General features: G+C 70.8%; 11 protein-coding genes. All 11 read right to left on the reverse strand.

Features of this window, described 5'->3' with window-relative positions; translation table 11 throughout:
* Positions 1-18 precede the first annotated feature (18 nt).
* Positions 19-1035: a DUF5914 domain-containing protein gene (locus OG702_RS04550; RefSeq protein ID WP_327287581.1), complete on the reverse strand. Its 1017-nt coding sequence runs from the start codon at positions 1033-1035 to the stop codon at positions 19-21.
* Positions 1032-2024 carry a phytoene/squalene synthase family protein gene (locus OG702_RS04555; RefSeq protein ID WP_327287582.1) on the reverse strand — a complete coding sequence of 331 codons (993 nt, stop codon included), beginning with the start codon at positions 2022-2024 and terminating at the stop codon, positions 1032-1034. The genes OG702_RS04550 and OG702_RS04555 overlap by 4 nt, the downstream gene beginning before the upstream one ends.
* Positions 2021-3580, reverse strand: a complete 1560-nt coding sequence (locus tag OG702_RS04560) for a phytoene desaturase (RefSeq protein ID WP_327287583.1) — start codon at positions 3578-3580, stop codon at positions 2021-2023. The genes OG702_RS04555 and OG702_RS04560 overlap by 4 nt, the downstream gene beginning before the upstream one ends.
* Entirely contained in the window at positions 3577-4764 is a 1188-nt protein-coding gene (locus OG702_RS04565) for a polyprenyl synthetase family protein (RefSeq protein WP_442814297.1), read from the reverse strand. Before OG702_RS04565 ends, OG702_RS04560 begins: the two co-directional genes overlap by 4 nt.
* A 468-nt stretch (positions 4765-5232) precedes the next feature.
* Positions 5233-5832, reverse strand: a complete 600-nt coding sequence (locus OG702_RS04570; protein WP_327287584.1) for a hypothetical protein — start codon at positions 5830-5832, stop codon at positions 5233-5235.
* Between the two features lie 305 nt (positions 5833-6137).
* Positions 6138-7148, reverse strand: coding sequence for a LacI family DNA-binding transcriptional regulator (locus OG702_RS04575; protein ID WP_327287585.1), 1011 nt, complete (start codon positions 7146-7148; stop codon positions 6138-6140).
* Between the two features lie 95 nt (positions 7149-7243).
* Complete coding sequence (locus OG702_RS04580; RefSeq protein ID WP_327287586.1) at positions 7244-8761, reverse strand: alpha-N-arabinofuranosidase; 1518 nt, start codon at positions 8759-8761, stop codon at positions 7244-7246.
* Positions 8762-8922: 161 nt separating this feature from the next.
* Positions 8923-9747, reverse strand: a complete 825-nt coding sequence (locus OG702_RS04585) for a carbohydrate ABC transporter permease (protein WP_327287587.1) — start codon at positions 9745-9747, stop codon at positions 8923-8925.
* The gene (locus OG702_RS04590; RefSeq protein ID WP_327287588.1) at positions 9744-10730 is read right to left on the reverse strand and encodes a carbohydrate ABC transporter permease; all 987 of its coding nucleotides are present in this window, start codon (positions 10728-10730) and stop codon (positions 9744-9746) included. Before OG702_RS04590 ends, OG702_RS04585 begins: the two co-directional genes overlap by 4 nt.
* Positions 10731-10946: 216 nt before the next feature.
* On the reverse strand, positions 10947-12191 hold the full coding sequence (locus OG702_RS04595; RefSeq protein WP_327287589.1) for a sugar ABC transporter substrate-binding protein: 1245 nt from the start codon (positions 12189-12191) through the stop codon (positions 10947-10949).
* 68 nt (positions 12192-12259) lie between these two features.
* Positions 12260-14227 (reverse strand): glycoside hydrolase family 127 protein, encoded by a 1968-nt coding sequence (locus OG702_RS04600; protein WP_327287590.1) that lies wholly within the window; start codon positions 14225-14227, stop codon positions 12260-12262.
* Positions 14228-14322: the final 95 nt, after the last annotated feature.

Here is a 14322-nt window from a genome sequence, read left to right on the forward strand (position 1 = left end):
GCAGAAGCCCGCTCCCGGTCAGCCGGGGAAGCGGCCGCTGCTGCGCAGTTCCCAGCGGCGCTCGGCGTAGGCGAGGTCGTCGCGCCACAGCCGGCCGGCCGAGGACCGGATCAGCGGGCGAAGCAGTGGGGCCGCGGCCCGCGCCACGGCGAATCCGCGCCGGCCGGACGCGGCCAGGACCGCCTCCGTCACCGCGGTCCTCGGCCTGCCGTCCCGGCCCGGCCCCAAGGGCGTGGCGTGCGACTCGACCACGGAGCCCAGACCCTCGCCCTCGGTGATGCGCATGACGACGGTCCGGGGCCCCGGGGCGGTGAACACCGCCCGCACCGGGACGACGATCCGGCCTGCCAGCTTGAACGAGACGTCGACGGTGAAGCCGTCCTCGCCTGCCACCTCGCCTCTCGCGGGTGTGCCCGTCACCGCCAGGTCGACGAAGGAGTACGGGTGGAACCACGCGCCATGCCAGGGGTCGAGCCGGTTGGCCACCACGTCCTCGGGCTCGCACACCCCGACGCCCTCGTAGACGGCGTCGACGGCGTCCCCGGCCCGCGGGCGGGGTGGTACGGCAGGGGCCTCCAGCGGGCTCTCGCCGCCGATGTGGTCCAGGCGCACCCAGGCCAGGACCCCGTCGTCGTGGGCGGGATAGGGCTCCCATCCGGCGAACGGCTCGCCGTTCAGGGCGAGTCCGTGCCAACGGCAGACGAGGACACCGCACCGCACGGGGCTGTCCCGCAGCGGCGCCCCCAGGTGCGGGCAGGCGCCTGGCCCGGCCCGCAGGCGCCCGGCGCTGTCGCGCCAGGCCACCACCTCGTTGCCGGCCACGGTGCGGCTGATCGGCCGTCCTGCACCGAGCGCCCGGGAGGCGCCCAGCACATACCAGTTGCCCGACGGGCGGTCCATGGAGCGTTTCAGGGCGTCCGCGATGATCGCGGGCTTGGCGTCCCGCCAGGTGGGGCGCTGTCGCTCCCACGGGACAGGGGCCTTGCGCAGCCGCAGCGGGACGCGGCGCCTTCCCGTCTTTCCTTCACCGGTCACGGGGCCTCCTCGCGAGGGGCGGATGTCCTGAGGGAAGGTGCCGCCGGGATACGGCGGCCGGCCATGGCGCGCGCGGCCAGCGCGCGTGCCAGCCCGTCGAGCCCGACGGCGGCGCGGCGCTTTCTGGAGACCACGGCTCGTCGGTGCAGGACGGAGTAGCCGTCGTCCTCGATCGCGTCGAGGATGCCGCTGTAGAGGACGAACGCGGTGCGCACGCAGGGCCGGGAGACAGGCGCGAGCAGGGCCAGCCCGGGCAGCGCCTCGCGATAGACGCTCCTGTTGTGGGCGACGACCGACCGCAGCACGGCGGTGATGCGGGTGTCCCGCCGTCCCGTGTCCCTGCTCCACCGGAACCGCTCCCGGTCCACCCCGTGCGCCGCCAGGACGTCGGCAGGCAGGTAGAGGCGGCCGCGGTCGAGGTCCTCACCCACATCCCTGAGGAAGTTGGACAGTTGGAAGGCGACGCCGAGGGCCGCCGCGTACCGTGCGGCTTCGTCCCGGGGGCCGACGGTGCCCAGGACGGGCAGCATCTGGAGGCCGATGACGGCGGCCGATCCGTGCATGTAGCGGCCCAGGTCGTCATACGAGGCGTAGCCGGTGACCGTCAGGTCGCTGCGCATCGAGGCCATGAAGTCGGTGAAGTGCCGGTGGTCGATGGCGTAGACGGCGGCGGTGTGCGCGAGCGAGCGGATGACCGGTTCCGCGCTTTCGCCCGATCGCAGGCCCTCGTCGAGGCGGTCCTGCAGACCGTTCAGCGCCTCGGCGCGTTCCTGGGCGGTGGCGCCGCTGCCGAGGTCGTCCACGATGTCGTCGGCCCGCCGGGCGAAGCCGTAAAGGGCGTGCACCGCCGGGCGGCGCTCGACCGGCAGCAGCCGGGTCGCGAGGAAGTACGTCTTGCCGTGCCGCGCGTTGAGCCGACGGCACGCCGTGTACGCCTCACGCAGGGCGGGTTCGCGGATGCCCGCGGCGTCGAGTTCACGGGCGGTCATGCGGGGGCCCCCGTGGCTGCGTCCGGTGCCGCCACCGGTCGCGGCGCCTGCCGCACGGGTCGCGGCGACGGGCGCGCGGGGCGGGTGCCGGTGATCCTGGCGGCGGCGAGCTTCCCGGAGATGATGACGGTCGGCACGCCGACACCCGGCGTCGTGCCGCACCCTGCGAGCACGGCGTTGTCTGTGCCGCGCACGAGGTTGCGCGGCCGGAAGGGCCCGGTCTGGGAGAAGGTGTGCGCGGCGGAGAAGGGGGTGCCGGCGGCGTGACCCTGAGCGGTCCAGTCGAGGGGGGTGACCATGCCCTCCGCCTCGATCGCGGAGGCCAGTCCGGCCATCCCGCGGTGTTCGAGGGTGTTGAGCAAGGAGTCGCGGTACCGCGGTGCGAGCTGCCGCCACTCCTCGGTGCCGGGGCCGACGTCGGTGTTCGGGCACGGTGCCAGGATGTAGTGCAGGTGCTTTCCCGGAGGGGCGAGGTCCGGGTCGGTGGACGTGGGACGGGTGATCAGCAGCGACGGGTCGGACATCAGCGATCCGTGGGTGAGTTCGTGGAAGGTCTTCTTCCAGGCCGCACCGAAGGAGATGGTGTGGTGGGCCAGCCCTGGCCACGTCCTGTCGGTCCCGGCGTGCAGGATCACCGCCGAGGGCGAGTGCCGCAGAGCCAGCGGCCGGTGCGGGGCACGGCCGAGGAGACGGTAGCTGTCGGGCAGATCCGGTGTCAGGACCACGGCGTCACAGGGGAAGCGGCCCTGGTCGGTCACGACGGCGGTGATCCGCTCCCCGGAGCGTTCCAGCCGGCTGACGGTGTGTCCGTAGCGGAATTCGGCTCCCGCCTCGGCGGCCGAGTCGGCAAGCGCCCGCGGCAGCGCGTGCATACCGCCTCGGGGAAAGTACACCCCGGCGACGGTGTCCATATAGGCGATGACGGCGTAGGCGGCGAGCGCGCGGGACGGGGGCACTCCGGCGTAGAGGGCCTGGAAGGTGAACACCCGGCGCAGCCGCTCGTCCTTGATGAAGTGCCCGACGCGCGCGTCAAGCCGGCCGAATCCGCCGAGGGCGGCGAGCCGGGCGAGGTCGGGGTGCAGCAGCTGCAGGGGTGAGTCGAAGTTCGCGTCGATGAAGCGTCGCATCTGGACCGCGTACAGACGCTCCAGCCAGGTGCGCAGTGCCTGGTAGCCGACCGCCTCCCGGGCACCCGCGAACCGCTCGATCTCGGCCTCCATCGCCGCGGCGTCGGTGTGGACGTCCAGCTGCGTTCCGTCGGCGTACCGTGCCCGGTACGCGGGATGCAGCGGGATCAGCTCCAAGCGGTCGGACAGACGGTGGCCGACCGCCGCGAAAGCGTCCTCGACCAGGTCCGGCATGGTCAGCACGGTCGGCCCGGTGTCCATGCGGTAGCCGCCGCGCCCCAGCAGCCCGGCCCGGCCGCCGGGCAGCAGGTCACGTTCCACCACGGTGACCTGCCGGCCGGCGCCGAGCAGGTGCAGAGCGGCGGACAGGCCGGCAAGTCCGGCGCCGACGACCACCACATGATCGGTGGGTCCCTTCACGGTCCTCATCGGGCGGTGCCTCCTTTTGCTGCGGCCGTCAGAATGGGCTCCGCAGGGATCGGAGCGTTGTTCCCGGCGGCCTGTGATCCGGCCGTGGACCGTTCCGGCAGCGGCACGGCAGGTGCTCCCGCGATGGTGCGGAGCAACCCGAGGAGCCGGTGTCCGGCCCCCGGTTCCACGTCGGCTTCGGCGAGGTGCCGTCCGGCGTGCCGCATCAGCAGGTCAGCCCGGTCCTCCACGTCGGCACGTGCCCCGGTGGACGTCAACGCCTCGCGCACCTCGGCCAGGGCGGCCTCGGACAGGTCGGCGCATCCCACCGCCGAGTCGAGCAGGAACCGCGTCCGCCGGTCACCCGACTCCTGCGCCCGGGCCCGCGCCAGGGCGAGCAGATACGTCGGTTTGCCTTCCCGGATGTCGCCTCCCGAGGGCTTACCGGTCACGGCCGGATCTCCGAAGACGCCCAGCAGGTCGTCGCGGAGCTGGAAGGCGATGCCGGCGCAACGGCCGGCCGAGGACAGTGCCCGGGTGGTGCGCTGGTCGGCGCCGGCGAGCGCGGCGCCGAGCACGAGGGGGCGTTCCACGGAGTAGAGGGCACTCTTGAGGTACGCGGTGCGCATGGCGGCGGCTGCCGAGCGCGTTCCCGTGGCCTGCCCGTACAGGTCGAGGTACTGCCCGGCCACCATCTCGGTCCTCATCGCCCGCCAGACACCCTGCACTTGCCGCCGGACGGCCGGGGACATGTCCGTGTCCGCCACGGTGTCGTCGGCCCAGGCGAGCGCGAGATCCCCGACGAGCACCGCCGCCGACGTACCGAAGGCCTCCCCCAGCACCGAGCCGGGCACGGGGCCCGGCCGGTTCGCGAGGTCGATGTGCACGGCGGGGCGGCCGCGGCGCAGCAGCGACCTGTCCATCACGTCGTCGTGGACGAGCGCGCAGGTCTGGATGAGTTCGATCGCCACCCCGAGCCGCAGCGCCGCTTCGGTGTCGGCGGCAGATGCGCCCCCGCCGCAGGCGCGCATCGTCCACCACAGCAGCTGGGGGCGCGCACGCCTGCCCCCGGAGAGGGTGAAGTCCGCCACACCTTCGGCCAGGTCGCGGGAGAAGTCGGCGTCGATGGCGGCCGTCTGGGCGATCCGTTCACCCAGGACGACGCCTGCGGTACGGAGTACGGCTCCGGCGACGTCCGCGTCCACGGTCCGGGCGTCGACGGCGCCAGATGTGGCAACACCGCCCTCGGGCGTGCTGCCGGCGCGCCACTGGGGCAGCGCCCGGACCGGAGCCACCGGGCCCCGCGGACTCTGGTCCGGAAGAGACGGACGGTCGGCGGAGGACTGGCCCCTACGACGGCGCATCACACGTCCTTCCGGTCGGGGTGCTCGGCGCACGGTTCTCAGACTCTTCCGAACCGGTACCTCCGTCGGATGCAGTGCGATGCCGCTTTCTTCTCCGCCGCCGGCGGCAGCGCCTACCAGGCGAGGAGTCCGCCGCTGGACAGCGGAACGCCCGGCCGGGAGATCCGGTCGGGCGTTCCGTACGAGCCGACGTGCGTGACCGCTCACCACCGTCCCGTGGGTCCGAGGTCCGTCACCGGATCTTCGTCACCGCACATCCGTCACCGGGGACGGGACTTCACGGCGCCGGTGGAACGGCTGGTCCACGGGTCAGATCGTGGGGGTGTCGTCGACGATCTCCTGGTGCGGCTCGACGACGAACTTCCAGCCGTCGCTGGGCTCCAGGAACCGCACGCGAGGCGGGTAGATGTCCAGGGCGCGGCGGTCGCGGTTCTGGTTGCCCGCGCTCTTCCGGCCCCGGATCGGCTCCTCGAACAGGTCGACCTTGACATCCGGCACCGCGACGGACTCCTCCCTCCAGCGCTGGACGATCCCGGCGCCGAAGGCGTCCCGCGCGGCGGCATAAAGCGCCTCAAGCGATTTTATGTCGCCGCCGGGAACGAAGAGGGCGAGATTCAGCAGTACGCCCGCGCTCTGGAGGACCTCTATTTCCTCCCCTGCCTTTTCTGCGACCCAGACCCCGGGCTCCTCCGCATTGTCCGGGAGGAGCGTCATCTCGTCACCGAATATCGTGCGCGCGGTGAAGGAGCCCCCCTCGAAATTCTGGCCCGGCTTCGTGAGGCTGGCCTGGGCGTAGCAGTCGACAGGAAGGCTGTCCGTCCGCGCGGGAACGAAAATGACGTCCTGGAGACCCAACTCCGAGACCTCCTCAGCCGTGAGACGTCGAGCCACAACCTTCTCAGTATTCACGCCATTCCCCTTTTTTCGACGCCTCTGAATTACTCATCACCCTATCACGAAGACACCCGGTCAGTTCCCGCCCCCTATGCCGTCGCGACGGTCACGACACCCATGGTCGGCGCTCGGGGATTTCCTTCACCCGGACGCGAAACCGATACGCGGGCGACGCGTCGGGGACGCGTCTCTATACGCCGGCCATTCGCCGGAAAGGCGTCGGCAATTCGCCGGCAACGGCCGGGACCGGGCCTTGCCGGGCCGGCCGGCCGACGTACCGGCCCCGTGACCGCCCGCGGCAGAGAAGGGGCCGACCTGCCTCATGGGCCGGTCGATTCCCTGGCCACCAGGGTGAAGGGGCTGACGACCTCTTCGTGGTCCGTGGACGGCAAGCGCACCTGCTCGATCCGGCGGACCAGCAGGTCGACAGCGGCCTGCGCCATCATGTCGTGGTCCGGGTCGATCGTGGACAGCGAGGGGACGAGGAATTCACTCACCTCGACGTTGTCGAAGCCGATCACCTTGACCTGGCCGGGAACGGACACCCCTGCGTCGGCCAGGCCGCGCAGCACACCCACCGCCAGCGAGTCGGTGATGCAGAAGACGCCGTCGAAGTCGAGGCCGGTGCGCACCATCTGCCGGGCTCGCTCCGCGCCGTCGCCCATGGTGAGCCTGTCCACGCACTGCACGAGGCCGGGGTCGAGCGGCAGCCCGGCTTCCGCCAGTGCCCGCTGGTACCCCGCCAAGCGCAGGCCGGACACATCGGGCTCCTCCCCCACCACCCCGCACACGATCGCCACCCGGCGGCATCCCCGGTCGACGAGGTGGCGTGTGGCGGCCTGCGAGGCCTCGATGTTGGGCATGGCGACGTGGTCCACCGGGCCACCGAAGATCCGCTCGCCGAGGATCACCACCGGGTAGTCGACCTTGAGCCACTCGCCGTCAGCGGGTCCCATCCCCACGGTGCTCAGGACCAGGCCGTCGTAGAGCCGGGTGCGCGACAACGTCAGCGCCTCCAGCTCGTTCTCCCGTACGGCGCCGGTCTGCTCGATGCCCACCCGCAGGCCGTGCCGCTCGGCGGCGGTGATGACGGCGGCGGCCAGCCGACCGTAATAGGCGCTGTGGACCTCGGGAACGGCAAGCCCGATGGTGCTGGTCCTGCCCTTGCGAAGGTTGCGAGCCGCCATGTTGATGCGGTAGTCCAACCGGGCCATGGCGTCGAGGACCTTGTCCCGCGTCGCCGCCCGCACATTGGAGTGGCCGTTGATGACGTTGGAGACGGTCATCGCCGAGACTCCGGCCGCCCTCGCGACATCCTGGATCGTTGCCACGCCCGCTCCCGGTGTGCTGGTGCCGAATCGCCTCGACGCCATTACACCGCAGCCCGCCCCCGACGGCCGACGGCAGGGCTGCGCCGGCCGCGCGCTCAGGACAGCGCGGCCCCCAGCGTGACGAAGGAGTGCGGCGGCACCGTCAGCACCAGACCCCGGTCGGTCGCCGTCACGGCGTCGAAGGCCCGCGGGCGCACGGCGTCGGGCGATGCGGCGGTGTTGTGGTCCTGCAGCCGGTCGGCCGTCAGCACCCGGGCCACCACCTCGCCGACGGAGCCGCCGCGCAGGTCGAGCGTCACCTCGGCGGCGCCCTCCGCGTCAAGGTTGGTCAGCGAGACCAGGACCCTGCCCTCCTTGACGCTCGCCGAGACCGACAGCGTGTCCAGTTCGGCGTCGCCCACTCGGCGGCGGGCGTCGCGGGCGCGCAGGTGGACGGCCAGCGAGGTGGCGTCCTGGTGCCCCTTGTTCATCTCGAACACGTGGTAAGTCGGGGTCAGCACCAGCGCGTCGCCGTCGGTGAGGATCATCGCCTGGAGGACGTTGACGGTCTGGGCGATGTTGGCCATCCGCAGCCGCTCGGCGTGCCGGTGGAAGACGTCGAAGTGCGTGCTGGCCACCAGGGCGTCGCGCAGGGTGTTCTGCTGGAAGAGGAAGCCGGGGTCGGTGCCGGGCTCGACGTCCCACCAGGTGCCCCACTCGTCCAGGACCAGGCCGACCGTCCTGCCGGGGTCGTAGCAGTCCATGACGCTGGAGTGCCCGGTGAGGATGCGGTCGATCTTCCGGGCGGAGAGCATCGTCCGGTAGTAGTCCTCGGTGTCGAACTCCGTGGCGCTGCCCTTGGCCGACCACGGTCCGGCAAGCGTGTAGTAGTGGACGGAGAGCCCCTGGAAGAAGGTCCGCGGTGCGGCCTCGCAGCCGAAGCAGCTGATCTGCTGCATCAGCGTCTCGGTCCACTTGTAGTCCGCGTCGGCCGCGCCGCAGGCGATGCGGTAGAGCGTGTTGTCGCCGTGGTCACGGCAGTACGTGGCGTACTGCCGTGACAGGTCGGCGGAGTATTCAGCGCGCATGTTGCCGCCGCAGCCCCAGGTCTCGTTGCCTATCCCCCAGAACTTCACCCGCCAGGGTTCCTCGCGGCCGTTGGCCTTGCGCAGCCGCACCATGGGGCTGTCGCCCTCGCGGGTCAGGTACTCGACCCACTCGCTCATCTCCTGGACGGTGCCGCTGCCCATGTTCCCGCTGATGTAGGGCTCGGCGCCGAGCAGTTCGCACAGGGCCATGAACTCGTGGGTGCCGAAGTGGTTGTTCTCCTCCACGTTGCCCCAGTGGGTGTTGACCATCGTGGGCCTGCGGTCTCTGGGCCCGATGCCGTCCTTCCAGTGGTATTCGTCGGCGAAGCAGCCGCCGGGCCACCGCAGGTTGGGGATGTTCAGCGCTCGCAGGGCCGCTACGACGTCGAGCCGGATGCCGCCCTCGTTGGGGATCGGTGAGTCCTCCCCCACCCAGAAACCGCCGTAGACGCACCGGCCGAGGTGCTCGGCGAAGTGCCCGTAGAGGTGGCGGTCGATCGTCGGACCCTCGACGTCGAGGTTGATGACAGCGGTGGCCGTGGACACGGACGGGCTCCTGGTGGGGTGTCGTGGACGCAATTTGTATCGATACAAATTTGCACCCGCGGCAGGCCGTGTCAAGGGAGTGGCCCGGAGCCGCTCTGAAGTCGGCGACCCGGGCACGGGCGAAACGAACGCGACCTGACGGTCGTCGGAAGCCCCCGACGTCAGTCCTTGACCGCGCCGGCGGTGACACCCGCGGCGACGTAGCGCTGGGCGAGGACGAGCAGGACCGCCGCGGGGATGGAGGCGACGACGGCGGTGGCCATGATGGCGTTCCACTCCTGGTTGTTGTTGCCGATGTATTTGTAGATGCCGAGCGTGATGGGGCGCATGTCGCCGCCGCTGTCGAGGGTGTTGGCGAACACGAAGTCCGACCAGGCCCACAGGAAGCTGAACAGTGACACCGTCACCAGCGCGTTGCGCGAGACCGGGAGGATGATGGAGGTGAACGTACGCCAGGTGTTCGCGCCGTCGACCTTGGCCGCGGAGACGAGTTCGTCCGGGATGCCGGACATGAACGCGGCGAAGATCATCACGCCGAAGGGCACGGCGATGGTGGAATCGGCCACGACCAGCCCCCACCAGGTGTTCATGATGCCGAGGTTGAGGAAGATGCCGTAGAAACCCATCGCCATCACGATGCCCGGGATCATCTGGGCGATCAGCAGCACCAGCCTGACCAGACCGCCGCCGCGCGGGCGGAGCTTGGCCAGCGCGTAGCCGGCGGGCGCGGAGAGCACCAGGGTGAGTGCGACGGTGCCAAGACCGACCAGCAGGCTCACCCACAAGTAGGGCAACTGGTCGTCGAGCACGGCACGGTAGCCGGTGAACGTGGGATGCAGCGGGAACAGGTCCGGCGGGCTCTTGCGCATGTCCTGCTGCGGGGTGAGCGAGACGTTGATCATCCAGTAGACCGGGAAGAGCATGATCGCGGTCAGGATGACGCCGATGACCGTGCTCCGGCGGAAGCGGTACTCGCGCGAGGTCATGCCGGCTGGCTCCTTTGGACGCGGATGTAGAAGAGCCCGAAGGCCAGGGCGACGACGATGAGGATGTTGCCGACCGCGGCTCCTGGGCCGAACTGGGGCAGCAGCGAGCCGAAGCCGAGGCGGTAGGACCAGGTGGACAGGGTGGTGGACGAGTCACCGGGGCCGCCCTTGGTCATGATCCAGATCAGGTCGAAGACCTTGAGGGTGTAGATCAGACCGAGCAGCAGGGTGATCGCCGAGACCGGCCGCAGCAGCGGGAAGGTGATGCGCCGGAACTGCTGCCAGCGGTTCGCGCCGTCCAGGGATGCGGCCTCGTAGAGCTCGCCGGGGATGTTCTGCAGACCGCTGTAGAGGATGACCAGGTTGAACGGGACGCCGATCCAGATGTTCGCGATGATCACCGAGGTCAGTGCCCAGTGCGGAGAGGTCAGCCAGTCGACCTCGCCGATGCCCGCTAGGTGCAGGAAGTAGTTGACCACGCCTGACTCGCTGTTGAGCATCCATGACCAGGTCGAGGCCGAGACGATCAGCGGCAGCAGCCACGGGATCAGGAAGAGTGCCCGCAGCGTCGGTGCGAGTCGGAAGCCGCGGTGGAAGAACACCGCGAGCGCGAGCCCCAGGACGTACTGGAAGAGGATCGAGACCAGCGTGAAGACCATGGTGTTGCGCAGAGCCGTGCCGAACGTCGGATCGTCGATCAGCTGCTGGAAGTTGTCCCAGCCGGAGAAGGGCGCGCCGCCCTGCACGAACGAACGCACGGTGTAGTGCCGCAGCGACAGGTCGACGTTGCGATACAGCGGATACGCGTAGAACGCCCCCAGATACACGACGACCGGCGCCAGGAACCCCCAGGCGGCCAAGCTTGCGTTACGGCGACCGGGACGGCCAGGACTCGTGTGACGTGGCGCGGAGCGTGCCTGCTCACGACTCGTTCCGGACGCTGCCGGCGACGGCGGGAGGCCGTCGACGTGGGCGGTGGACATGTGTGCTCCTCAGGGGGTGGGCTTCCTGGGCGGACGGCGATACCGCCCTGGGCGACTGCCACCGCCGTCGCGCGCCCCCCCGGGGGGAGCCGGGACGGGCCTGGCCCGCCGTGCCGCCGGGACGGGCGGCGGCACGGCGGGGTCTGGTCCACCGGATACCGGGCCTGGGCGGCCTGGAATCCGGTGGCGCGCATGCCGGCGTGGAGGCCGGCTCGGTCAGTCCTTGTGGCCGGCGGCCGCGGACTGCGCCGCCTTCAGCGCCGCCTGGGGACTCGCGCCTCCGGACAGGGCCGACTGCACCGCCGTCCACAGCTGCTGGGAGATCACCGGATAGCGCACACCGAGGCCGTCGCTGGTCCGTCCGCGGGCGGATGCCACCGCCTCCTTCCAGGGCTTCAGTTCCGGGTCTGCGCTGACCTGCTGGCTCTGCACCGCGCCGGTGGGGGCGATGTAGGACAAGGTGGTGTCGGTCGCCAGCAGGTTCGGGCTGTCGGTCAGGCAGGCGACGATCTTCGCGGACACCTTGTAGCGTGCCGTGTCCTTCTGCACGGGCACGGTGACGAACTCGCCTCCGGTCGGCGCCGGAGCGGCGCCCCCGGCGCGGGCGGGGATGCTGATCACGCCGTAGGGGAAGCCGGCCTTCTTGGCGTTGGCCAGCTGCCAGGTTCCGTTCTCACCGAACGCGTACTGGCCGGTGGCGAACTCCTGCCAGCTGGTGGTCTGGGTGTTGCTCAGCACGTCGTTGGGCGCCAGGCCCTGGGAGACCCAGTCCTTCCACAGCGTCAGTGCCGCCTGTCCGTCGGCGTTGTCCAGGTGGGTCAGGTCGCCCTTGGCGCCCCAGAACCACGGCAGGAACTGGAAGCTGCCCTCCTCGGTGCCGATCGCGGAGAAGGTGATGCCCTTCTTGCCCGCGGCCTTGACCTTCTTCAGTGCCGCGGTCAGCGAGTCCCAGTCCTTGATCGAGGCCGGGTCGACGTGGGCGGCGTCGAGTACGTTCTTGTTGTAGTAGAGCGCGAGGGTGTTGGCCCCGATGGGGATGCCGTAGGACAGGCCGTCCAAGGTGCCGGCGCCGATGATGTTGGCCTGGATCGACGTGGTCGGGACACCGACGTCGCTCATCTTGTTGAGGATCTGGGCCTGCACGAGGGTGGACACCACGGGGTTGTCCACGAGCATCACGTCGGGGGCGTTGCCCTGCTGGGCCGCCAGCAGGGCCTTGTTGCCCAGGTCGGTCGTGTCGTACGCGGTGCGCTTGACGCTGACGCCGGCCTTGGTGCCGCAGGCGGCGACCAGCTTCCCCCACGCCGAGGAACCGTCGAACTGCGGGTAGGGGTCCCAGAAGGTGTAGGTCCCCGACGCGGCGGAGGAGGACGAGCCGCCGCCGGAGCCACCGCAGGCGGTGACTCCGACCAGAGCGGTACAGGTCGCGACGGCGGCGATGGCGAAGCGTGTGTGTCTCATGGTTGTCCCTGGCTTGTGCGTGATGGGTTGGTGACGAATGAGCGGGGGCACGGGCGAAAGGCCGCGGCCTAGCGGGTGGGTATCCACACCCTCATGGGTCCGTCCTGCCGGTTGGCCCAGGCGTAGTAAGGGACGGCGGTGAGGGTCACCGCGCTGTCCTCGGGCGTGGTGTGCCGGGCGGCGGTGCGGTCAGGGCCGCCGGCCAGCTCGGGATACGGCCACCAGTCGCGGTCGGGCAGGCTGCGCCGGTAGCCCGCGGCCGTCACCGTGATGACGCCGCCGAGCAGTTCGGGATGCGCTTCCGCCACGAGCGGCCGGCCGGTGTCGATGACGAGGCCGTCCAGTCCGCCGGGGTTGTCGACACCTTCCAGGCAGTACACGAGCGGCCCGCGCTCGACGGCGACGCAGCCGCGGACGGCGTCGACGCGGGGGTCGGCCGACACCAGCCGCGGCGTGATGGCCAGTTCGAGCGTGACCTCGTCGCCCGGGGTCCACCGTCCCTCCAGGCGCAGCCAGCCGGCGTCGGTGGACGTGGGCGCGGCTTCCCGTCCGTTCACCGAGATGTCGTGGCCGGTGCACCACTGCGGGATGCGCAGGGACAGGGTCCACGGCTTGTCCACCGGACACTCCTCGACGGTGAACCGCACGGTCCCGGACCACGGAAAGTCGGTGTGAGCGCTCACAACGACCGCGTCACCCGCGACGTCGCCGGCGTAGCGGCCGGTGGCGTACTGGTGGATCTGCAACCCGGCTCCATCGGTGGAGGCGACGTAGTGCTCCAGGCTGGCGAGCAGCCGCATGACGTTGGGCGGGCAGCACGCGCAGCGGAACCACCGGGTCCTGCGCGCCGACTGGTCGCCGCCGGTGTCGGTGTGACCGTCGCGTACCTGGAGCGGATTGACGTACAACCAGCTCTCGCCGTCCAGCGAGACCCCGGCGAGGAAGCCGTTGAAGAGGGTGCGCTCGATCAGGTCGCTGTAACGGGCCTCGCCGGTGAGCAGCGCCATCCGCCAGCTGAAGTGCACTGACGCGACAGCGGCGCAGGTCTCGCAGTAGGCACGCTCGTTGGGGAGCTCGTAGGGGTCGCCGAAGTCCTCCTCGTCGTGGTGGGCGCCGAGCCCGCCCGTGATGTGGGTCTTGGTGGCCACCATGGCCGACCACAGCCTCTCGCACGCCGCCAGCAGTCCGGCGTCGCCCGTCTCGGCGGCCAGGTCGGCGGCTCCGGCCAGCAGATACAACTGGCGTACGGCGTGGCCCTCGACGTTCTCCTGGACGCGCAACGGTGTCCGATCCTGGCAGTACGCCTCACCGCCGAGCAGGCCGTGGCCGTGGCGTTCCACGAAGTAGCCGGCCAGCTCCAGGTAGCGCCGCTCGCCGGTCTCCCGGTAGAGCTCGACCAGTGCCGTCTCGACCTCCGGGTGGCCGTCGAAGCCGTCGATCTGCTTGTCCCGGCCGAAGACCGAGTCCACGTGGTCGGCGAACCGGACTGCCACGTCGAGCAGTTCCTTGCCGCCGGTCGCTCGGTGGTGGGCGATCGCGGCCTGTATGAGGTGGCCGGCGCAGTACAGCTCGTGTCCCCAGCGCAGGTCCTCGTAGCGGCGGCCGTCCTTGGTCACCTGGCACCAGGTGTTCAGGTAGCCGTCGGGCTGCTGGGCGTCCGCGACCAGGGCGATGATGCGATCCACTTCCGCGGCCAGCTCCGTGCCCGCGCCCGGGCCTGCGTCGGCGGGGGCGGCGGACGTGCCGAGCTGCCAGGCCGCGGCCTCCAGCCACTTGTAGATGTCGGAGTCCATGAAGGGCAGGTCGCCGCGGAAGGCCCCTTCCGCCGTGTGGGCGGCCAGCCGCAGGTTCTGCAGGTTCCCGGCCGACTCCAGCAGCCGGGGCCCCTGAGGGATTCCGACACGGGCGTTGACCTCACGGCGGCCGCGCCAGAAGCCGCCCCGGATGTCAGCCGCCGCCGCAGGACGCAGGGTGCCCAGCGGCCCCGGCCGCACAGGCCCGGCAGGGGCGGGTGATGTCGGTTTGCTCTGGGACATGGATCTCCCCTTCGAAGTACGGTCGCCGGGAGGTGCCGCTCCCGGCCGGTGGCACGGCGGTTCGAGTCCGCGGCGGTCACCGGCCGTCGACGGAT

It is taken from the genome of Streptomyces sp. NBC_01198 (assembly GCF_036010485.1).
Classification (GTDB): domain Bacteria; phylum Actinomycetota; class Actinomycetes; order Streptomycetales; family Streptomycetaceae; genus Actinacidiphila.